Source organism: Desemzia sp. C1 (assembly GCF_020882875.1).
In the GTDB taxonomy this organism is placed as follows: domain Bacteria; phylum Bacillota; class Bacilli; order Lactobacillales; family Carnobacteriaceae; genus Desemzia; species Desemzia incerta.
In genome coordinates, this window is sequence record NZ_JAJIZP010000003.1 from 1,657,412 (window position 1) to 1,679,421 (window position 22,010).

The window sequence follows — 22,010 nt, forward strand, 5'->3', positions numbered from 1 at the left end:
TTCATTGTGTATTGATAGGAAAATACACAAATTTCAAGTAAAATATAAGTAACAGGGAAAAACAGGAGGCATTGCATGAAAGACAGATCGTTTTATTTTAAAGGTGGAAAAAGAGCCGTTTTATTATTCCACGCATATAGTAGTACACCTAATGACGTACGCATGTTAGGACGAGCATTAGAAAGAGAAAATTATACAGTATACAGCCCAACGTTTAGTGGACATGGGACACATGATCTAGAAGATATTTTAGAAGTTTCTCCTAAAGATTGGATAGAAGATGCTAAAAAAGCTCTTCAGTTCTTGAGAGAAGAAGGATATCAAGAGGTAGCTGCTTTTGGATTGTCATTAGGCGGTATCATCGCAACTAAATTGATGTTGGATGAAAATCTATTGGCCAGCGGGACATTCAGTTCACCAGCTATCCATAATGATACTACAAATGTCAGAAAAGAATTTTTAGACTTTATGATCGCGAAGAAATACAAAAATGGAGAGTCAAAAGAGGTCGTTCAACAACGTCTTCCAGAATTGGAAGAAAAATTGGACAAGCAATTAGCTGACATTCGGAAGTTAGTAGATGAAATGGCCCCTCAATATGGGTCGGTTGAAAAACCAGTGTTTATTGCTCAAGGTGGTAAAGATGAATTGATCAATAGTCACATTGCGTATGAATTAAAAGAAGCTTTTGCTAAGGCTGATGTTGATTTCCATTGGTATGAAAATAGTCCTCATTCGGTAACAGTAGGACCAGATCGTAAAGAATTGGAACAAGATGTATTAAATTTCCTAACTGAATTACAGTGGAATGGGGGATAAACTATGACAAGCAAAGAAGTACTCAAACAAGCTATTTTAGTCTATATGAATGAAAATAAGGCAATTTCCTTTGAAATCAAAGATTTAAGTGAAGGCTTGAATAAAACCAGCGCCAAAGACTTCAAAGAATTGGTTACAACAGTAGCTGAAATGGAGCGAGAAGGATTAGTTTTTCTGACCCGCAGCGGCAAGTTGAAGCTGCCAAAAGAAGATCCAGTATTATTTGGTATCTTTAGAGCCAGTGATCGCGGGTTTGGGTTTGTGTCGATTGAAGATGAAGAACAAGACCTTTATATTCCGCCAAACAAAACTCAATTTGCATTGGATGGGGATAGAGTAACGGTAGATGTGACTCATCCAGCAGAACCTTGGAACGATAAAGGACCTGAGGGGAAGATCACCGCTATATTAGAACGGAATTTGACGCAGTTAGTGGGAGAGTTCTGGGCTTACGATGATGAAGGTATCGAAGAAACTGGTTTATATGGGTACATTGATCCTAGGGATAAAAAATTAACTGATTACAGAGTCTTTATTAAAGCTGAAGGGGTCAAACCAGTCGATGGTTCAGTTGCGATTGTTGAGATTACTCATTATCCAGACCGCGAGTATCCAAGAAGCATGCAAGGAATCGTTAAAAAAGTCATTGGACATAAAAATGATCCAGGTGTAGACATCTTATCGATCGTTTACGATAATGGGATCCCTACTGAGTTCTCAGAAGCTGCTTTGAAGCAAGCTGATGAGGTGCCGGACAGAATAACCGACAAAGATATAGAGGGCAGAGTAGACTTACGAGATGAAATCGTCGTAACGATCGATAGTGCAGATGCTAAGGACTTGGATGATGCCGTAACGGTTCGTCGTTTAGAGAATGGCAATTACCACTTAGGAGTCCACATTGCTGATGTATCTTACTACGTGACAGAAGACAGTCCATTAGATGGTGATGCATTTGAACGAGCAACAAGTGTCTACTTGACAGATCGAGTGATTCCAATGCTGCCGCAACGCTTATCAAACGGTATTTGTTCATTGCATCCAAATGTAGACCGATTAACGATGAGTTGTGAAATGGAATTGAATCCGCAAGGTGAGATAGTTGACCACCGCATTTTCCAAAGTGTGATTCGTTCTTACCGCCGAATGACGTATTCTGATGTCAATGCAATGCTGACGGATAAAGATCCGGAAGTACGCGAGAAGCATGCGGATATACTTGATATGTTCGAAATGATGGAAGAGCTGCATCATATACTTGAGAACCGCCGTGTTCATAGAGGTGCCATTGATTTTGATACAACGGAAGCTAAGATCGTTGTGGATGAATCTGGCCATCCAACAGACGTGATCGTACGTGAAAGAGGCGTTGGGGAACGTTTGATTGAATCCTTTATGTTGGCAGCCAATGAAACTGTTTCGGAACACTATTCAAAAATGGAAGTTCCATTAATCTATCGTGTCCATGAGCAGCCGGATAGCGATCGTATGCAACGATTTATGGAATTCGTAACAGCTTTTGGAATTACGATGAGAGGATCTAGTTCAAACGTAACTCCAGTTGCACTACAAAAAGTTATCAATCAAGTGAAAGACAAACCTGAAGAAGCAGTTATCTCTACTATGATGCTGCGGAGTATGAAACAAGCGAAGTATGATGTAGAACCTTTAGGACATTATGGTTTAGGTGCTCAATACTATTCTCACTTTACTTCTCCTATTCGCCGTTACCCAGATTTGATCTTGCACCGTTTGATTCGAGCTTATGAACAAAATGGCACTGGCCAAGAAGAAAAGCAAAAATGGGAAGGTTTGCTGACAGATATTGCAGAGCAAAGTTCGAAGATGGAACGCCGAGCAGTAGATGCAGAACGTGAAACAGATTCTATGAAAAAAGCCGAATTCATGGCAGATAAAGTAGGAGAAGTTTATGAAGGTGTAATCGGTTCAGTGGTGAAATTTGGTTTATTCGTAGAATTGCCGAATACAGTTGAAGGATTAGTACACATTTCTAATATGAAAAATGATTACTTTAACTTCATTCCTGAACAATTGATGCTGATCGGAGAACGTACTGGTGTTGTATATAAAATTGGACAAAAAGTAAAAATAAAAGTCACAAAAGCTGATCCAGAGCTACGTGAAATTGACTTTGAATTGATCCCAGATCCAAATCTGGAAGTCAAAGCAGACGAAAATGCCCTTAAAAAAGGCAAGCGGAAAGGACGGAATGATAAACGTTCTTCAAGAGGTCCAGCTAAAAAAGATGGAAAAGGATCTGCTGAAAAAGGGAAAAAACATACCGGAAGCAAACCTAAAAAAGCTAAACCTTTCTATAAAGATGTTGCTAAAAAGACCGGGAAGAAAAAAAGAAAAAAATGAGTGAAGGAGGCTAAGACTTATGCCAAAAGGCAGCGGTAAAGTTCTTGCCCAAAATAGAAAAGCGAGTCATGATTATTCTATTATCGATACGATTGAAGCTGGAATCGTCCTTAAAGGAACAGAAATCAAATCGATCCGAGCAGGTCGGATAAACTTGAAGGATGGATACGCTACTATTCGAAATGGAGAGATTTTCCTTCAGAATGTTCACATCAGCCCATACGAACAAGGAAATGTCTTCAATCATGATCCTGTAAGAACACGTAAATTATTGATGCATAAAAAACAAATCGCTCGTTTAGTTGGAGAAACAAAATCCAGCGGCTATACCCTTATCCCTTTAAAAGTTTACATCAAAGACGGTTACGCAAAAGTATTGATCGGTCTGGGTAAAGGGAAGAAGAAATACGATAAGCGGGAAGATTTGAAACGGAAAGACCAAAAAAGAGAAATCGATAGAGCGATGAAAGCTCGTTAGTTTGATTTGAAAAGTCCAACAGGTAAAGAGAAATCTTTTAACTGTTGGATTTTTGGCATTCAACTTCTAAAATAATGGAATAAATCAGCTAACGGATAGTGATTTGGATGAGTTATGGAGGAATGACATGAACTTAGATCAAGCATTAGAATATGTTTTAAAAGGGGAAGCACTTTTGTTTTTAGGTGCCGGATTTTCTAAAGGAGCTATCAACAGCAATCATGAGCAAGTCAAAGATGCAAAAGAACTGTCTCAGAAATTATTTGCAGAGATGGGAATGCCCTATGATCCTGAAAAGAGTTTAAATGTTATTTCAGAGTATTTTCAGAAAAAAGAAGGTCGAGCTCGTTTATTGGAATTATTAAGAGATGAATATTCCATCAAAGAAGTAACCGGGACGCATAAAACCATTATGAAATACAACTGGAAAAGGATTTATACCACTAATTATGATGATGCAGCAGAACAAGCTTCTATTGAAAATGGTATTTATAGAATTCCAGTAACGTTGAGCAATAAGTTGGATCAAACAAGAGATAGGCGAGAAATCGTGATTCATTTGAACGGATTTATTGAAGATATGGTAGAAGACACGCTGAATAAAGAAGTAAAATTGACAAAAGTCAGTTACGCATTGGAATCTCTAGAAGAGAATCAATGGGCGACGGTACTCAAAAAAGATGTTGAAGAAGCAGAGGTAATCATTTTCATTGGGTATTCCCTCACGTATGATATCGATCTCCAAAGAATCATTATCAAGAACAGCGATAACCGTGATAAAATCTATTTCATCAATGGAGAAGTAGATGAAATAGACAGAGTCGTCATTGAACAATATGGACATATCGAACCGTTATATTCTGAAGACTTAGCTCAGTTATTGGTCAAAAAAGAAAGAGAAATGAAGTCTTCGGGCTGAACAGGTGGGTCCTAAAAACTGTCAGTCCGCTTCTTTTGAAAACGGTATCAATTTTATGTATGCTGAAAGAAAGAATATAGAAGGGGATGGTTCAGCATGCAGAGCAGTTTCAAAAGAGTTTTGACAGGAATCTTGTTTATAGGGGCAGCAGTATTAGCAGGATGCGGGAATAATGAATCGGATACATCCGGCGGTAATGGAACAAATTCAGGCGAGGGAGTTTTAACTGTATCAATTGAAGAAAACTATTCAGATTATTTTGAAGCGATCAAAGGGGATTTTGAAGAAGAGCATGGAGTGACTGTTGAGTTCGTCTTCAGAGAGCAATTAGAGCAAGCTGAGGCGTTGCCGTTGGATGGTCCAGCAGATATCGGACCAGATGTAATGATGATCCCATACGACCGTATTGGACAACTGGCGCAACAAGGACATCTAGCAACAGTCACCATACCTGATGACGGAAGATTCAATGAGACAGATATTCAGCAGGTAACAGTAGATGATCAGATTTATGGTATGCCTTACTTATTAGAAACTCTGGTACTTTACTACAATAAGGATTTACTCGATACTGAACCAACATCTTTTGAGGATTTAGAAGCTTTGATGGAAGACGACCAATACGATTTTGAAGTTGAAAGTGGAATGAATACCGGGTTTTTAGCCAACTGGCTTGATTTCTATTATTCTTATGGTCTGTTTGCCGGCTATGGAGGATATATATTTGGAGATGACGGGACCGATCCATCTGATATCGGGTTGAATAATGAAGGGTCTGTCGAGGCTTTGAACTATTTGACAGAATGGTATGCTAAATGGCCACAAGGAATGTTGGATGAAGGAACAGTAGGCGATTTCGTAGACCAATCTTTTATTGATGGGAAGACAGCTGCTGTGATCAATGGTCCATGGGGAGCAGCAAACTATGAAGAAGGCGGAGTAGATTTTGGAGTAACGACGATTCCTACATTGCCTAACGGTGAAAATTATCAACCATTTGCTGGAGGCAGAGGTTGGGTGATCAGCAATTATGCTGAAGATATCGACCTTTCTCAAGCGTGGTTGGAATACATCACGACTCATGAGAACCAACTGGAATTTTACGAAACGGTCCAACAAATACCAGCTAACATAGAAACAAGAAAAGTCTTATTGGAAGAAGGTACGGAAGTGGAAGCAGCAGTTGTTGAGCAGTATGAAAATGCCAACCCCATGCCAAATATTCCTCAAACAGCTGAGGTATGGGATAATGCTAAAAACATGATTTTTGACACAGTATCAGGAAACAAATCAGCGAAACAATCGGCTGATGATGCGGTTAAGGTCATTCAACAGTTGATTGAACAAAAATACGAATAACCGATAAATCACTCTTAAAAGTCTACAGCTTTTAAGAGTGATTTTTGGTTTAAAGAACACAATGTTGTACTATTTTCAGAAAAATGGTAGGGTAGTAAAAATAAAAAAAACAAAATGTTTGAAATCAACATTCTTTAAGTCGTTTTTAAAAGCAGAATTGGTAGAGGTGAAAGAAGGTTGTTCGATAAGTGAACACAGAGCATGATTTGGACATAATGCTTATCATGACATTTTGAAATCACCCATTTAGTTGTAGTTGCAGGGTTCGTTTGAATTGATGCTGAAAAACTACGCAGGTAGTTTTTTTATTTTTACCTTCATGAAATAGAATGGACCATGCTATACTAATTGGTATAGGTTTTAAGGGAGGAGATGTTGAGATGGAAATGAAAAATAAATATTTAACGATGCTAGCTAAAGAATATCCAACGATTGGTGCCACCACTTCAGAAATCATCAACTTAGAAGCTATCATGAACTTGCCAAAAGCTACAGAACATTTTGTCAGTGACATCCATGGAGAATACGATGCCTTTCAACATGTCTTGAGAAATGGTTCAGGCAATATCAAAGAAAAAATTGGAGAAATGTTTACGGATCGACTAACGCAAAAAGAGATGAATGCACTAGCTACGGTTGTCTACTATCCGGAAGAAAAAACTGAGGATATTATAGAGTCTTTTGAAACCCAAGAAGAAGTACATGAGTGGTATCGTATCACCATTTCTCGTTTGATCGAATTGTGCCGTTTTGTCGGTTCTAAGTATACTCAATCGAAAATACGAAAAGCGATGCCGGAAGAATTTTCTTATATTACAGAAGAATTATTGTTCAAAGACGGCACTTTTACAAATAAAGATGAATACTATAGTGAGATTATTGACAGTATTATTTCACTAGATAGAGGAAAAGAATACGTTGCGGCTTTGGCCTACTTGATTCAGCAGCTTGTCGTTGATCATTTGCATGTAGTAGGAGATATTTATGACCGGGGCCCTTATCCTGATAAAATTATTGATACATTGATTCGTCATCATTCTGTTGATATCCAATGGGGAAACCATGATATCTTATGGATGGGGGCTGCTTCTGGTTCAGAAGTGTGTATGGCTAATGTGATCCGTATCTCTGCTCGATACAACAATCTGGATATTTTAGAAGAGAGTTATGGTATCTCATTGCGTTATTTGTCTAATTTTGCTGAAGCAACGTATACGGGAGATCCTGACAGTTGTTTTGCGCCCAAGATCCACCCGGAAGACAGTATTCTAAAAGAAGAGATCATTCAAAATACAAAGATTCATCAAGCTATTGCGATTATTCAGTTCAAGCTGGAAGCGGCTATTATTGAACGACATCCAGAATTTCAAATGTCGCATCGCTTGCTGTTGAATCAGATCGACTATGAAAAAGGCACGATTACGATCAAAGGAAAAGAATATCCTTTACTCAGCAATCAATTCCCGACAATTGATCCCAATGACCCATACACGTTGACAGAGGAAGAAAAAACAATTGTCGCAAAATTGAAAGAAGGATTTAAGAACAGTGGAAAACTGCAAAAACATATTTCTTATTTGATCAATAAAGGCAGTATGTATTTGACGTATAATGATAATTTATTGTTTCACGGATGTATTCCATTAAACGAAGACGGCAGCTTTATGGGAATGGAAATCAGAGGCAAGTATGTTTATGGAAAATCGCTTTTGGATAAGTTTGAAGATGCTGTAAGAAAGGGATTCTTATATCAAAATCGATCAAACAACAATAAGTATTTAGATCTTGTATGGTACTTGTGGACAGGACCTGTTTCTTCATTGTTCGGAAAAGATCAAATGACGACTTTTGAACGCTATTACGTTGAAGATAAAGTGTGCCATGAAGAAAAGAAAAATGCTTATTATCGAATGCGGAATGAAGTTGAAACGTGTGAAAAAATATTGGCTGAGTTTGGATTAGACCCTGCAAAAGGGCACATAATCAACGGGCACACTCCGGTCAAAGAGAAAAGAGGAGAAGACCCGATTAAAGCAGACGGCAGAATGCTGGTAATCGATGGAGGCTTTTCAAAAGCTTATCAAGGAACGACTGGTTTAGCAGGTTATACCTTGCTGTACAATTCATTTGGAATGGTATTGGTTTCGCACCAGCCTTTTACTTCTCCACAAGAAGCCATCGAAAATGAAATCGATATTGTGTCGACAAGACGAGTGGTAGATAAAGAATTGGAGCGCAAAAAAGTAAAAGAAACAGACATTGGTCTGAAACTGCAAAGCCAAGTATGTGATTTGAAAGAATTGCTAGAAGCTTATCGAAATGGTGATATCCCGGAAAATGGAAGGACTTCTTTCATTTAAAAACACTGGCTCCAAAAAGTTGTCCATCGGATAAACTTTTAGAGTCAGTGTTTCTTTACAAAGATAAAACCTCTTTTTCATTAACTTACTAAGAGTTTCTGTTACAATAAGTAAATAGAGTATAGTGCTAGAAAAGAAGTGGAGGAGAAAGAATGAATAAAGGATGTACATTTTATTTCGTTCGACATGGTCAAACGTATTTTAATCATTACCGTAAGATCCAGGGGTGGAGTAATACTCCATTGACCGAAGAAGGCACGGAAGATGTTTACCGCAGTGCCAGAGGTTTAGCGGATGTGAAGTTCGACGCTGTTTATACGAGCGATTTGAGCAGAACGGTTCAAACAGCCAGTATTATTTTAGAAGAAAATAAGTACGCTGATGAGCTGACTATTGAAATGATGCCGGAATTCAGAGAAGTATTTTTTGGTTCATTTGAAGGAGAAGACGTAGATAAAGCTTGGGCTGCAATCAATAAGGAACTAAATTATCCGTCTGTTGCAGAGATGTACGCTCAATCCAGTATTCCTGAACGAATGAATGCAACGAAAAAAGCAGACCCTCATAATGATGCAGAGGACTTTTTGACGTTTTGGACAAGAATTGAAGAAGGTCTGATGAAATTGATCAGCAAACACCGCGATACTGGCGAAAAAATTCTTGTAGTGGCTCATGGCAATACCATCCGCTACTTATTGAATAATCTAGTTGCTGAACTGGAAAATCCACAACCCTTATTGAATGCGAGCGTTTCAGTAGCTACTTACCGTGATGGGGCGTATCATTTGGAGAAATACAATGAAGTAAGACATTTCAAAGACATCGAGTAAAAATCATCTGTTAAATGAGACAATGGAGGAAATAGAGTGAAACCAAAAGGCTTAGTATTTTTTGATTTGGATGGAACGTTGTTGAATGCTACATCAGAATTGGACAAAGAAATCAGTGAAGCACTGGAAAGTATGAAACAAAATGGAATTATTCCTTTTGTGGCTACAGGAAGAAGCCCGTTGGAGATCCAACATGTTTTAGAAAATAGTCCAATCGACTCTTTCATCACACTAAATGGACAGTATATCGTTTATGAAGGAAAAGAAGTTTACCGTAGTGTGATCCCTCAACCTTTAATGAAAGAATTAAAGGAAGCTGCGGACGAACACGACTTTCCATTATCTATGTATACGCACAATAAGATTCGTACGACTAAAGATTCCGAGACAATGGTTACAGCATACAAAAATATTCATACAATGCCTCCGAAAGTGGATGAGGATTTTCATTTGAACGAAGAGGTTTTGATGGCATTGATCATTAACGATGATGCTGGTTATGACAACCACTTCCGCGAACGATTCCCAGAATTGTCTTTTTACCGAAACACTCCTTATAGTGTAGATACCATCATTAAAAACAATTCGAAAGCAACAGGAATCAAAGAGCTGGAAAAATTGCTTGGATTGGAAAATGTTCCTACCTATGCTTTTGGAGATGGTCCGAATGATAAAGAAATGATCCAGTATGCTGACTATGGCATCGCTATGCAAAATGGTGTAGGAGAAGTGAAAGAAGTAGCTGATTATGTAACCTCTGCCAGTAATGTAGACGGCGGTATCATCGAAGGACTCAAAAAGTTTCAATTGATTTAAAAATAAAAGTGAGGCTGGGAGTTATTTCCCAGCCTCGCTTTTTTATGCATGGACAGTTAATTTGCTGAATGTTTCTCCGACCGGTTCAGTGATCGTCAAATCAACTTGTACATCTTTTATTTTTAAAGGAGATTGATTGATGACGACGACTTCACTTCCTGTGAAATGACGAATCAACGTTTTTGCCGGATACACAGACAAGGAAGTCCCCGCAATAATTAATAAGTCTGAGTCAGCAATCAATTCTTTGGCTCGATCTAAAATACCCGGCTTTAAATTCTCACCAAATAAAATCACATCTGCCCGAATGATGCCATTATCAATAGGACAACGTGGAACATTAGTGTCATCTCTGGGAATTTCGTTGTACGGGTATTCCCGTCCGCATTCCATACAGTAAAAGTGCCGATTATTCCCATGCAGTTCCACCACTAATTTACTGCCGGCTTTTTGGTGTAAGCCGTCCACATTTTGAGTGATGATACGGACATCTTTTCCTTGTTTTTCCAACTCAGCTAAAAAACGATGACCGGCATTGGGTTCAGGAATAAAAGGCTTAGTCTGATTATCTCTAGGTTTAAAGAACTCCTCTGGATTTTCCAGCATGAAACGTTTGCTCATGCGGATTTTTGGATTCAGTTGTTTTTCTTCCATCTTTGTATACGTACCTTCTTGTGACCGGTAATCTGGAAGGCCGCTTTCTGTTGAAACACCTGCACCACCGAAAAAAGCTATTTTTTTGGATTGATGATATAGTGCTGAAGTTGTTCGATTTGATTTTTCAACGCATATCCTCCTCCTAAGTACATTTCTATTATTTTAAGAGTAGCAGATAATTGAGTGACATAAAAAATATTTGTTTTGTGTAGATGGAATCTAGACTGCGTGTTTTTGTAAATTAAACTATTACTAAAGAGAATAAAAAACAGCTTGTAAGACTGTTTGACCAGTTTTACAAGCTGTTTGTTTGTAATTATGGAGACGAGGGGAGTCGAACCCCTGTCCAAACATAACGACACTTAGACTTCTACGTTTATAGTTATGCTATTAAGGTTTCGCTTAGTATTAGCCACACAACCGGCATCATACGTTGCTAGTCTGATGATCTCTTCTAAAACTTCCAGACGGAAAGGTTTAGCGTATCCCACTGATTATAGGACCCTTGCTCGAGTACATGGGCGATACCGAGAGGATCTACGCTAGCTGGTTTTACGCAGCTAAAGCGTAAGTGTTGTTATTGTTTTTAGCAGTTATATTTAACTGGTAACGTTTTAACGTAGCCGTAACCTACGAAACGCAATCCAAGCTCGACCTATGCCTGTCGAATCCGTAACGCCCCCGAAATAAAAGGGAGTACAGACTTAGTACTTAAAGTACTATAATAGTCATCTATCTAACTCTGGATACAGTATAGCACATTTCCTTATAAAAAGAAAGCTTGTTCGCTCGGGAAAACGAAAGAACAGACAAAAAAACTAAATTTATTCTATTTCAAAGATGAATAGTCAATTTTTTTCGATTCTTGAGTCTTCTGAGTCAATTTTATTTATGGTAGATACTATATAATGAGTTTCATATAAGTGAAAGCAGTTTCTTATAGTGAGACGTAGTGTCAAAAAACTATCTTGAAACCTAAAGTATTTCAGTGATTAAGAAAGGAGCTAATTTTCCAACAGTAATAAATGTAAACGTTAACTTGAGTGGTGGCAATAAAATAGAGGAGTGTGTGAAAATGGAAAAAGTAATTGATGTACATCCAGATAATCTTGCTACAAAAAGGCCTAGTAGTTATCGAACAGCAAAAACTTGGCAGATTGGAGCTTTTGCTTTAAACAATACGGCTACGAATATTTTTATGTTTTTGATGACTTTCGTTTCTTATTATGCAACTGGAATCGTCGGTTTAGGAACGGTTCTTGTATCAACTCTTATTCCTGGTAGTCGTCTTTGGGACGGTATTACGGACCCTATTGTAGGCTTATGGATCGACAAAACGGATGGTAAACTTTGGAAGTTTAGACCATTTATAATTGCTGGTTATGTCGTTATGACCATTACAGTTCTACTGATATTTTTTACAAATCATTTAGTTCCTCAAAACGTTCGATTGATTTATTTTGTATTGCTTTATGCTATTTATATTGTTGGTTATACATTTCAAACTGCTTGTACAAAATCTGGACAAACCGTATTGACAAATGATCCTAACCAAAGACCTTTGTTTTCTACCTTTGACTTGTCTTATACATCTTTATTTTTTGCAGGGGCGGCAATTTATATTTCTAATTACTTAAAACCAAAACACGGTGGTTTCAATATTGACTTCTTTAGTGAATTTGTTCTAACCGTTGTTTTAGCTGCAGGTTTACTAACACTTTTAGCCACTATCGGAATCTGGAAACATGATAAGACAGAAAACTTTGGTACTGGAGGAAAACAAGAAAAAATTGGTTTAAAAGATATGTTTGCGATTTTAAAAGGTAATCGTCCCTTACAAATGTTGATTGTTGCTGTGGCTACAGATAAATTGGCATTGACAGTCGCGAATAACTCAATTGTAATGGTATTGTTATTTGGAGTCGTTATTGGAGATTACGGATTATATGGACAAATGTCAGCTTACACAATGATTCCATCTCTCCTAATTATCCAAGTTGGAACCAGGTATGCACGTAAGCTAGGTTCTAAACAAGCACTAGTCGTTTCTACATGGGCGTGTATTATTGTCTACTCAGCTTTATTTGTATTGCTTTGGTTAGGAGATCCATCGACAATCAGCTTTAGTAATATGAGCTTCATGACGATTGCTTTCTTAGTATTGTTTATATTAGGTAATGGAGTAAGAACGGTAGCTGGCGGAATCGTTATTCCAATGATTCCAGATATTACAGACTATGAAACGTATAAAACAGGTCGTTACGCGCCAAGGGTTATGGGAACTATTTTTTCTTTTGTAGATAAAATGATCTCGTCTTTTGGTCAATCGCAAATGAACCGGCATTGCATGAAGAAGGTGCACGAGAATATTTTGAGCCGTTGATTAACTTGACGAAAGAATTGGATCCGCAAAACCGACCTGTAACCATCGTGAATATTCAAATGTCTATACCAGACAAAGATTTAGTAGCTGATTTATTAGATGTTATTTGTTTGAATCGTTATTACGGTTGGTATTTCCATACAGGAGATTTGAAAGCTGGGGAAAAAGGTCTGCGTGAAGAATTAGACTTATGGGAAGAAATGTACCCTGGTAAACCAGTGATGTTTACAGAATACGGTGCAGATACTGTTCCTGGATATCATGCAATCGATGATATTCCATTTACAGAAGAATATCAGGTACGTTACTACAACATGTACCACAAGGTGTTTGACGATTACAAACAAGTTATTGGAGAACAATTGTGGAACTTTGCGGATTTTGAAACAAAAGTCGGCATCAATCGCGTGCAAGGAAACAAAAAAGGGATCTTTACTCGTGCGAGAGAACCAAAAATGATCGCACATGTATTAAGAGAACGTTGGACAGCTATGCCTGATTTTGGCTATAAAAGCGAATAAGTTTTAAAACACTGAAGCAAATGTTGCTTCAGTGTTTTTTTGTTGTCCTGTTGTTTGTAGTTGAACAAATAATGAAAAAATTAAAGAAAATGGCTGGGCTTTGAATCGAATAACAGTTGCTAAAAAGCCACTGTTGTCATAAAATAGAGAGGTATAAATCAAAGAAACTCTTCAATGACTATTTGTGAAATAATTATAAAACTTTAGAGAGTAGGAAGCTTTATGGCGAGATTGGAAGTAAAAAATCTGCATGTATCCATAGAAGATAAAGAAATCTTAAAAGGCGTCGATTTAATCATTAATACAGGGGAAATCCATGCCATCATGGGTCCGAATGGAACTGGAAAGTCGACGCTCTCAGCAGCGATCATGGGACATCCCAGCTACACCGTTACTAAAGGCGAAATTTTATTGGATGGGCAAGATGTATTAGAGATGGAAGTCGACGAAAGAGCTCGAGCTGGACTTTTTTTAGCTGTTCAGTACCCAAGCGAGATAGCAGGGATCACAAATGCTGAGTTTATGCGGGCCGCCATCAACGCTAGACGTCCAGAAGGCAATAAAATTCCTGTGATGGAGTTTATTCGGAAATTAGATGAGAAAATGGCTGTTTTAGATATGCCGGAAGAAATGGCGGAACGTTATTTGAACGAAGGCTTTTCCGGTGGGGAGAAAAAACGAAATGAGATCTTGCAATTGATGATGATTGAACCTACATTTGCGATTTTAGATGAAATCGATTCAGGATTGGATATCGATGCACTGAAAGTTGTTTCTAAAGGGGTCAATGCAATGAGAGGAGAGAATTTCGGTTCATTAATCATCACTCATTATCAACGGTTGTTGAATTACATCACTCCTGATGTGGTCCATGTGATGATGAATGGAATCATCGTCAAAACAGGCGGGGCAGAATTGGCGAAACGATTAGAAGTCGAAGGATACAAAGGAATCAGAGATGAATTAGGTTTAGAAGTCGTGTTAGATGAAGATTAAGGAGGCAAGTCAATGCAAGAAGTGATGTATAAAGAATGTTTTGGAATGGTACAGCAATTTTCTGCAGAAATGGGCGAGCCTGAATGGATGCTGAAGGTGAGAAAAACGGCTTTAAAACAAGTTGATGATTTAGATTGGCCTGTATTTGAACGAGTCAACTATAAACGATGGCCATTGCTCGAGATTCCAGATTTGACAACGTTTGAAGGATTCATCTTGCCGGAAGACCAAGAGTACGCACAAACTCCTCAAATCGTCCAAGTAGGTCATCAAACAATGGTCGAATTTCTACCCCAAAAATACAGAGATCAAGGGGTAATTTTTACGGACATCTTTACAGCTTTAAGAGAATATCCGGATTTAGTAGAAGAGTGTTACATGAATAGAGCGGTCAAACCGAACGAAGACAAACTGACAGCTTTTCATGCTGCTTTTATGACAAGCGGAGTGTTTTTATATGTTCCGAAACATGTAGTCATAGAGGAACCTCTAGAAGCCACTTTTGTTCAAAATAGCCTGCACAAAAATAGCTGGATCAAACATGTGTTGGTGTATGCTGACAGCTACAGCTCTTTTACCTATGTGGAGAAATATGAAACGGTCGGAACTGAAAAGGGTTCAGCCAATATCATAGTGGAAGTTGTTGCTAAACCAGGTGCGACAGTAAAAGTTTCTGCAGTGGATCAGTTAGGAGAGCACACAACATCTTATCTTAATCGGCGAGGACATACGGACAAAGATGCCTCTATCGATTGGGCAGTAGGGGTTATGAACACAGGGAATGTGATCGCAGATTTTGATACGGATTTAGTAGGTGAAGGTTCCAGCAGTGAAGTAAAAGTCGTTGCCATCAGTATGGGCAATCAGATTCAAGGAATCGACACTCGAGTGACTAATTTCGGTCGGCATACCACTGGTCATATTTTGCAGCATGGAGTGATTTTAGACAAATCTACGCTGACATTTAACGGTATCGGACACATCTTAAAAGGAGCCAAAGGAGCGGACGCCCAACAAGAAAGTCGAATCTTGATGTTGTCTGAACATGCTAGAGGAGATGCCAACCCAATTTTGCTGATTGATGAGAATGATGTCACTGCAGGACATGCAGCTAGTGTCGGAAGAGTTGACCTTGAAGAATTGTATTACTTGATGAGTCGCGGTATTCCTAAACAAGAAGCAGAGCGATTGGTCATCAGAGGTTTTTTAGGTGCTGTGATCACGGCGATTCCTTTAAAAGCGATGCGCACAGAATTGGTGGAGACGATTGAAAGGAAGTTGAGTGAATGAGTTTTTCTGCGAACAAGATAAAAGCTGATTTTATGATCTTAAACCAACTCGTCAATGAAGAGCCGTTAGTATATTTGGACAATGCCGCAACGTCTCAAAAACCAACGACCGTCTTAGCCGCCGTAGAACAGTATTACCGCCAAAACAATGCCAACGTTCATCGAGGAGTTCATACCTTAGCTGAAAGAGCTACGGCACAATATGAAGTAACTCGCCAAAAAGTGCAGCACTTCATTCATGCAAAAGAATCAGCTGAAGTCTTGTTTACTCGAGGAACGACCACTAGTTTGAACTGGGTGGCTAAGAGTTACGGAGAAGCAGTTGTTCAACCAGGAGATGAAATAGTGATTTCTATCATGGAACATCATTCCAATATCGTCCCTTGGCAGCAATTGGCAAAAAGACAGCAAGCGGTATTGAAGTACATTGACATAACTCCTGAAGGATTGTTGGATATGAACAGTTTGCGCAGCCAATTGACCAGCAAAACAAAAATCGTCTCTCTTGCCCATGTATCCAATGTATTAGGGGTAGTAAATCCGATACAAGAAATCGCTCACTTAGTACATGAAGCTGGAGCCGTATTGGTAGTGGACGGAGCTCAAGCTGTTCCGCATCAAAAAGTCGATGTGCAAGAACTGGATGTTGATTTCTACGCCTTCAGTGGTCACAAAATGCTTGGACCAACAGGGATTGGTGTTCTATATGGAAAACGACATTTACTGGAGCAAATGGAACCCGTTGAATTTGGCGGGGAAATGATCGAAGTCGTTACGGAACAAGAGAGTACTTGGAAAGAGCTGCCATGGAAGTTCGAAGCCGGAACCCCCAATATTGCAGGAGCGATCGGGCTTGGTGCAGCAATTGATTATATGGAGACTGTTGGAGTAGATAACATCCAACAACATGAACAAGAATTGATGCAGTACTTATGGCCTAAATTAACGGCTATACCTGGATTGACCATTTATGGACCGGAAAAACTGGAACAACGAACCGGAATCATCACTTTTAATTTAGAAGGCATCCATCCGCATGATGTTGCAACAGCGATGGATATGGAAGGTGTAGCCATTCGAGCAGGCAATCACTGTACTCAGCCATTGATGACTAGACTGGGATGCGGTTCTTCAGCTCGTGCCAGTTTTTATGTTTACAATACAACCGCAGATGCTGACAAATTTGTTGAAGCACTAATCGCGACAAAGGAGTTTTTTAGTTATGGGACTATCTAAATTGGATCAATTGTACCGCCAAGTGATTTTAGACCATTCGCAACACCCTCATCATTATGGGAAGCTTGACGAATCGACTCGCACGATTGAATTGAACAATCCTACTTGCGGAGACGTGATTCAACTTCACTTCTTGATCGAAGGTAATCGCATCACAGACATTCGTTTCAGCGGTCATGGCTGCACAATTAGTAAAGCTAGTGCCAGTATGATGACGGATCTTATGGTAGGGAAAACACTTGAAGAAGCGTTGCAATTGGAGAAACAGTTTTCGCTTTTAGTCCAAGGAGAAGAAGTGCAGGATGTGGAAGAATTAGGAGATGCGATATTGCTGTCGGGAGTTGCCAAATTCCCAGCTCGTATCAAATGCGCGACGTTATCGTGGAAAGCGCTAGAAAAAGCATTAGCGGAATGAAAGAATTGTAAGGAGGAGAACAAATGGAAGTACCTGAACGCGAACAGTATCAATATGGGTTCCATGATGACGTGGATTCTATTTACACGACTGGAAAAGGCCTTACGGAAAAGACAGTCAGAGAAATCTCGCAACGCAAAAATGAACCGGAGTGGATGCTGGACTATCGCTTAAAAGCCTACTCGCACTTTTTGAAACGACCTATGCCTGAATGGGGAGCGGATTTATCAGCAATCGACTTTGATGAAATCACTTATTATAAGACCGTCAGCAATCAACCTGAACGCAGTTGGGACGATGTACCAGAGAAAGTCAAAGAAACTTTTGAACGCTTAGGAATACCAGAAGCAGAACGAAAATATTTAGCAGGTGCTGGAGCACAATATGAATCGGAAGTCGTTTACCACAACATGAAAGAAGAATTCGAAAAACTGGGGATCGTTTTTACCGATACAGATTCAGCACTGAAAGAGTATCCGGAAATCTTTAAAGAACACTTTGGGACAGTCGTACCGGCAACGGACAATAAACTGGCTGCATTAAACGCTTCTGTCTGGTCTGGCGGAACGTTTATTTACGTGCCGAAAGGTGTCCGATGTGATGTTCCTTTGCAAATGTACTTCCGTATCAATGATGAAGCGATGGGTCAATTTGAGCGGACGCTGATCGTGGTGGATGAAGGAGCGAGTGTGCATTATGTAGAAGGGTGTACAGCACCCACGTTTTCTTCCAGCAGTCTGCATGCGGCTATCGTAGAAATCGTCGTCAAAAAAGACGCGTACTGCCGTTACACTACGATCCAAAATTGGTCGAACAACGTTTACAATCTGGTAACGAAACGAGCTGTCGCACTTGAAGGAGCGACGATGGAATGGGTCGATGGCAACCTTGGAGCCAAAACAACGATGAAGTACCCGAGCATTGCATTGAATGGACGCGGAGCCAGAGGAACGATGTTGTCCATTGCGATGGCAGGAGCTGGACAAAACCAAGATACGGGAGCCAAAATGATTCATAATGCTCCGAACACTTCCAGTTCTATCGTTTCAAAATCGATTGCGAAAGATGGCGGAGAAGTCAACTACCGCGGACAAGTAACTTTCGGAAAAAATTCCGGTGGGTCGATTTCTCATATTGAATGCGACACGATTATTATGGATGACTTGTCTAAATCTGATACGATCCCGTTCAATGAGATCCACAACGGAAATGTTTCTCTGGAACACGAAGCCAAAGTCTCAAAAATATCGGAAGAACAACTCTATTACTTGATGAGCCGAGGTTTAACGGAACAACAAGCCACTGAAATGATCGTCATGGGATTTGTTGAACCGTTCTCGAAAGAACTCCCAATGGAATATGCAGTAGAATTGAACCGATTGATCGCTTATGAGATGGAAGGGTCAGTGGGGTAGTATAGGTATACACTCATAAATCTTAGGATGCTATTAAGAAAATAGATCCTAGGATTTATTTTTTATTAAAGGATTTTGTTTTAGGGTAATGTTAATAGTAATGCTAATGCCTATAAGGAATTCTTATCATAGAGTTCACTTTTACTTGGTGGTTTCTTCAATCATTCCTCTATAGAATATGTAATTGAAAACGCTTTATAAAACGGAGTCATATTACTTAAGATTATAGGAGGAAGGTAGATGAAACAAGAAAAGAATCGTTGGTTAATTTTGATTGCAGCTATCATAACAAATTTGGCATTAGGAGCAGGTTATGCTTGGTCAGTGTTCCAAACGGCTTTATTAGAGACCAATACGGATTGGACGTTGAGTGAAACGTCTTTAGCGTTTAGTATCTCATTTGCGATGGTTCCGGTTGGGATGATCATTTGCGGACCAATCGTTGACAAACACGGCGGTAAGAAAGTCGTTCTTGCGGCTGGGTTGTTGTTTGGTTTAGGAATGTTCTTAACTGGTTTTGCAAACAGCATTATTATGTTGTATTTAACTTATGGAGTGATTTTAGGGTTAGGGATCGGTGCCGGATATGGAACGGCTACAGCCTTAACTGTAAAATGGTTCCCAGATAAAAAAGGTTTGGCTGGTGGTTTGACGGCAGCTGGATTCGGATCTGGAGCGATTTTGCTGGCTCCAATCGCTACAAATATGATTGAGAGTGTAGGAGTAAATGATACCTTTAAAATCTTAGGCGGAATTCTATTGGTGGTCATTTGTGCATCATCTTTTGTAATGGAAAACCCACCTGTAAAAGAAAAAGTTGTTGGATTAACCTCTGACAAAGACAAAAATTACAAAGAAATGCTTCGTGATTCAAACTTCTGGATTTTATGGGCAATTTATACATTTGCAGCAACAAGTGGATTAATGGTCATTGGTCACGCAGCTAACTTAGCTTCTTATTACTCATTAGGAGCAGGAGCGGTTATTGTCATGGTCGTAGGTCTGGCAAATACATTAGGAAGAATTTTCTGGGGTTCAGTTTCAGATAAAATCGGAAGATGCAAAACAGTTATGATTATGTTTATTGTTTCAGGAACTGGATTGATCTTATTAAATTTTGCGAACACATTGGGAGCTGTTGCCGGTATTGCAGGATTGATTTTTATCGCGTTATCATTTGGCGGGTTCTTAGGTTCTTTCCCTGGAATCACAGCAGAGAACTGTGGAGCATCAAAATCAGCTTCTAACTATGGCTGGATGTTCACGGCTTATGGAATCGCATCGATTTTAGGACCATCGCTTGCTTCAAGCATCAGAGAATCAACAGGTTCTTACTCAATGGCGCTATTGATTTCAGCAGGAATGGCGCTTGTGGGAGCTGGAATGATTTTGTTCTACATGAACAGAGCTAACAAAGCAAGTAATGTAAAACAAAAAGCCGTTAAACAGAATTAATTGTATAAACTAATTAAATAGAAAACCATGCTGGGTATCTTTATAGGAAAGACATCCAACATGGTTTTTTTATTACCAGAATAGTTCTTCTGCATATTCCCAATTTTTTCCGTCATCAGTAGACCGGTAAAGTAAGTGACTAGCTTTATTGTAGTCTCCATCTTGTCCTTGGCCGACCGGAAGGAAGAGATCTCCATTATCTTCGTATGGCATTTCGGGAAAATCAAACGGATTGTATTTTTCTGTTTCCGTTAAAGGAACTTGTACAGGAGGAATCTCTACTTTTTCAAATGTCGCTCCACCATCTGTTGTGCGATACAATTCCGAGTAACTTCCTCCACTATGAGATAAACCGATGAAACCCAGCTGTTCATTGATAAAGGTGATTCCAGTAGAGACGCCCAAATCATCTAAAAAAGGATTAGGATTGATGAGCTCCCAAGTATTTCCGCCATCCAATGACTGATTCAAGGTGTAAAAGCGAGAACCGGCCGCGGAGTCAACGACGGTCAATTGATACCCTAACTGTTTATTAAGGAAAAAGGTTTCGCCATCATTTTGCGGCTGAGTTGTCTCAATGGTAACTTCTTCTTGAAGTGTTCCAGCAGTAGAAAAATCTACAAAGCGCATAGGTGTTTTACTATCATTATCAGGTGCGTATAGAGAAATCGTATAACCTGTGATTTCATTAGAAGTATCTGTTAGTGGAAGAGTATTTCCTTCTTGATCAAGATAAACAATACCTTCTGTGTTGTATCCCCAACTTCGATAACCAGCATAATAAATGCCGACCGTTTCTTCGCCCCACTCAGCAACTGTTTCTTTTAGGGGAAGAATTTTTATGCCGTCAATCAAAGGTTGTAATTTCATCGTATCCTCAAAAGCTGGATCAGCGAACCCATTTAAGTAAACACGTATGTCCTCGCTTTTTTCACGATCATAACTCAATAAAAAACTTTTCGTTTCTTTATTTTCGTCAAGACCATAAAAGAAACTGTATATATAAGTAATTTCACCGTCACTATTGAATGTGAAATCAAATTCATTAGAAAGATACAGTTCTTCCGGCAACTCCAATTCAGTTTGCAGATCGACAAGTAAGCCGTCTAAGCCATCTTCATAGACATTATTGTGTACGAATGCTATATCACGAGTGTTGAAAAAATCGTGTATGACAAAAGCTAACTTTCCTTGAAAAGGGATAGCACTTTGATAAATTTGGAATCCTGTAACGAGGGTAATGAAGGTGAAAGAAAAAAGGCCTATCCTAAACCACCATTTACAAAATTTTTCCCAAATAGATGTCAGTCGTTTGTTGTCAGCAGTATTTTTAGCGACATTACGATTTTTTCTGTATCGGTAAAAGCACCAACCAAACCAAAGCAGCAAGCTGCCAAAAGTAGCCAGTATGATTGGTGCTCTTCTTGCAACACCACCATACCAAGCAAGAAAAGACAAATAATAGCAGCCAATACCATAAACGACTAAAACGATTGGGTTGAAAACCATAGCTCTCCACTTAAAGTTTTTCTTTTTCAATTCAGTTGTCTCCTTATTAAAGTAGTGACTACTTCATGTCCATTATAGAATGTATTTTACCGTTAGATCATTCAAATTGCACATGTTTGTCACAACAAGATTTCAGTGCAAAAAATAAGAGAGTGGGAAAAAAGGCGTTTA

General features: G+C 39.1%; 18 protein-coding genes and 1 other RNA gene. 16 read left to right on the forward strand and 3 right to left on the reverse strand.

Annotated elements, in window-relative coordinates; translation table 11 throughout:
* Positions 1–75: 75 nt before the first annotated feature.
* The 8 genes from LMF32_RS08440 (at position 76) to LMF32_RS08475 (ending at position 9,963) form a co-directional block, all read left to right on the forward strand.
* A complete protein-coding gene (locus tag LMF32_RS08440; protein ID WP_230524479.1) occupies positions 76–819 on the forward strand; it encodes an alpha/beta fold hydrolase in 744 nt (247 codons plus the stop codon).
* Between the two features lie 3 nt (positions 820–822).
* Positions 823–3,201: a ribonuclease R gene (rnr, locus tag LMF32_RS08445; RefSeq protein WP_230524480.1), complete on the forward strand. Its 2,379-nt coding sequence runs from the start codon at positions 823–825 to the stop codon at positions 3,199–3,201.
* A gap of 19 nt (positions 3,202–3,220) precedes the next feature.
* Positions 3,221–3,679, forward strand: coding sequence for an SsrA-binding protein SmpB (gene smpB, locus LMF32_RS08450; RefSeq protein WP_092480602.1), 459 nt, complete (start codon positions 3,221–3,223; stop codon positions 3,677–3,679).
* Between the two features lie 127 nt (positions 3,680–3,806).
* Positions 3,807–4,598, forward strand: a complete 792-nt coding sequence (locus LMF32_RS08455) for an SIR2 family protein (protein WP_230524481.1) — start codon at positions 3,807–3,809, stop codon at positions 4,596–4,598.
* Between the two features lie 96 nt (positions 4,599–4,694).
* On the forward strand, positions 4,695–5,957 hold the full coding sequence (locus LMF32_RS08460; RefSeq protein WP_230524482.1) for an extracellular solute-binding protein: 1,263 nt from the start codon (positions 4,695–4,697) through the stop codon (positions 5,955–5,957).
* Positions 5,958–6,337: 380 nt separating this feature from the next.
* Positions 6,338–8,317, forward strand: coding sequence for a fructose-1,6-bisphosphatase (locus LMF32_RS08465; RefSeq protein WP_278046282.1), 1,980 nt, complete (start codon positions 6,338–6,340; stop codon positions 8,315–8,317).
* 152 nt (positions 8,318–8,469) lie between these two features.
* The gene (locus LMF32_RS08470) at positions 8,470–9,147 is read left to right on the forward strand and encodes a histidine phosphatase family protein (protein WP_230524483.1); all 678 of its coding nucleotides are present in this window, start codon (positions 8,470–8,472) and stop codon (positions 9,145–9,147) included.
* A 36-nt stretch (positions 9,148–9,183) separates the two neighbouring features.
* Positions 9,184–9,963, forward strand: coding sequence for a Cof-type HAD-IIB family hydrolase (locus LMF32_RS08475; protein ID WP_092480607.1), 780 nt, complete (start codon positions 9,184–9,186; stop codon positions 9,961–9,963).
* Between the two features lie 42 nt (positions 9,964–10,005).
* On the opposite strand, the gene LMF32_RS08480 is transcribed toward LMF32_RS08475, so the two are convergent.
* Together LMF32_RS08480 and ssrA are read right to left on the reverse strand one after the other, a co-directional pair.
* Positions 10,006–10,755 carry an NAD-dependent protein deacylase gene (locus LMF32_RS08480; RefSeq protein ID WP_230525097.1) on the reverse strand — a complete coding sequence of 250 codons (750 nt, stop codon included), beginning with the start codon at positions 10,753–10,755 and terminating at the stop codon, positions 10,006–10,008.
* A gap of 181 nt (positions 10,756–10,936) precedes the next feature.
* Positions 10,937–11,303: a transfer-messenger RNA gene (ssrA, locus tag LMF32_RS08485) on the reverse strand.
* Positions 11,304–11,695: 392 nt separating this feature from the next.
* Between ssrA and LMF32_RS08490 the strand changes: the two genes are divergently transcribed.
* The 8 genes from LMF32_RS08490 (at position 11,696) to LMF32_RS08525 (ending at position 20,330) form a co-directional block, all read left to right on the forward strand.
* Complete coding sequence (locus LMF32_RS08490) at positions 11,696–13,003, forward strand: MFS transporter (RefSeq protein WP_230524484.1); 1,308 nt, start codon at positions 11,696–11,698, stop codon at positions 13,001–13,003.
* Positions 12,964–13,524: a glycoside hydrolase family 2 TIM barrel-domain containing protein gene (locus tag LMF32_RS08495; RefSeq protein WP_230524485.1), complete on the forward strand. Its 561-nt coding sequence runs from the start codon at positions 12,964–12,966 to the stop codon at positions 13,522–13,524. The genes LMF32_RS08490 and LMF32_RS08495 overlap by 40 nt, the downstream gene beginning before the upstream one ends.
* Positions 13,525–13,746: 222 nt before the next feature.
* The gene (gene sufC, locus LMF32_RS08500; protein WP_230524486.1) at positions 13,747–14,520 is read left to right on the forward strand and encodes a Fe-S cluster assembly ATPase SufC; all 774 of its coding nucleotides are present in this window, start codon (positions 13,747–13,749) and stop codon (positions 14,518–14,520) included.
* A 12-nt stretch (positions 14,521–14,532) separates the two neighbouring features.
* Positions 14,533–15,810 carry a Fe-S cluster assembly protein SufD gene (gene sufD / locus LMF32_RS08505; RefSeq protein WP_230524487.1) on the forward strand — a complete coding sequence of 426 codons (1,278 nt, stop codon included), beginning with the start codon at positions 14,533–14,535 and terminating at the stop codon, positions 15,808–15,810.
* Entirely contained in the window at positions 15,807–17,045 is a 1,239-nt protein-coding gene (locus LMF32_RS08510; protein ID WP_230524488.1) for a cysteine desulfurase, read from the forward strand. The genes sufD and LMF32_RS08510 overlap by 4 nt, the downstream gene beginning before the upstream one ends.
* On the forward strand, positions 17,032–17,460 hold the full coding sequence (gene sufU, locus LMF32_RS08515; RefSeq protein ID WP_230524489.1) for a Fe-S cluster assembly sulfur transfer protein SufU: 429 nt from the start codon (positions 17,032–17,034) through the stop codon (positions 17,458–17,460). The genes LMF32_RS08510 and sufU overlap by 14 nt, the downstream gene beginning before the upstream one ends.
* Positions 17,461–17,483: 23 nt before the next feature.
* Complete coding sequence (sufB, locus tag LMF32_RS08520; RefSeq protein WP_230524490.1) at positions 17,484–18,875, forward strand: Fe-S cluster assembly protein SufB; 1,392 nt, start codon at positions 17,484–17,486, stop codon at positions 18,873–18,875.
* A 240-nt stretch (positions 18,876–19,115) separates the two neighbouring features.
* Entirely contained in the window at positions 19,116–20,330 is a 1,215-nt protein-coding gene (locus tag LMF32_RS08525; RefSeq protein ID WP_230524491.1) for an OFA family MFS transporter, read from the forward strand.
* A 72-nt stretch (positions 20,331–20,402) separates the two neighbouring features.
* Here LMF32_RS08525 and LMF32_RS08530 read toward each other — a convergent pair whose 3' ends face one another.
* Complete coding sequence (locus LMF32_RS08530; RefSeq protein ID WP_230524492.1) at positions 20,403–21,869, reverse strand: hypothetical protein; 1,467 nt, start codon at positions 21,867–21,869, stop codon at positions 20,403–20,405.
* Positions 21,870–22,010: the final 141 nt, after the last annotated feature.

Bases quoted from the DNA above. Each gene is read 5' to 3' on its own strand.
- LMF32_RS08455 (WP_230524481.1), top strand. From the start codon at position 3,807: ATGAACTTAGATCAAGCATTAGAATATGTTTTAAAAGGGGAAGCACTT.
- LMF32_RS08440 (WP_230524479.1), top strand. From the start codon at position 76: ATGAAAGACAGATCGTTTTATTTTAAAGGTGGAAAAAGAGCCGTTTTA.
- sufC (WP_230524486.1), top strand. From the start codon at position 13,747: ATGGCGAGATTGGAAGTAAAAAATCTGCATGTATCCATAGAAGATAAA.
- sufD (WP_230524487.1), top strand. From the start codon at position 14,533: ATGCAAGAAGTGATGTATAAAGAATGTTTTGGAATGGTACAGCAATTT.
- LMF32_RS08460 (WP_230524482.1), top strand. From the start codon at position 4,695: ATGCAGAGCAGTTTCAAAAGAGTTTTGACAGGAATCTTGTTTATAGGG.
- LMF32_RS08525 (WP_230524491.1), top strand. From the start codon at position 19,116: ATGAAACAAGAAAAGAATCGTTGGTTAATTTTGATTGCAGCTATCATA.
- smpB (WP_092480602.1), top strand. From the start codon at position 3,221: ATGCCAAAAGGCAGCGGTAAAGTTCTTGCCCAAAATAGAAAAGCGAGT.
- LMF32_RS08470 (WP_230524483.1), top strand. From the start codon at position 8,470: ATGAATAAAGGATGTACATTTTATTTCGTTCGACATGGTCAAACGTAT.
- rnr (WP_230524480.1), top strand. From the start codon at position 823: ATGACAAGCAAAGAAGTACTCAAACAAGCTATTTTAGTCTATATGAAT.
- sufB (WP_230524490.1), top strand. From the start codon at position 17,484: ATGGAAGTACCTGAACGCGAACAGTATCAATATGGGTTCCATGATGAC.
- sufU (WP_230524489.1), top strand. From the start codon at position 17,032: ATGGGACTATCTAAATTGGATCAATTGTACCGCCAAGTGATTTTAGAC.
- LMF32_RS08510 (WP_230524488.1), top strand. From the start codon at position 15,807: ATGAGTTTTTCTGCGAACAAGATAAAAGCTGATTTTATGATCTTAAAC.
- LMF32_RS08465 (WP_278046282.1), top strand. From the start codon at position 6,338: ATGGAAATGAAAAATAAATATTTAACGATGCTAGCTAAAGAATATCCA.
- LMF32_RS08490 (WP_230524484.1), top strand. From the start codon at position 11,696: ATGGAAAAAGTAATTGATGTACATCCAGATAATCTTGCTACAAAAAGG.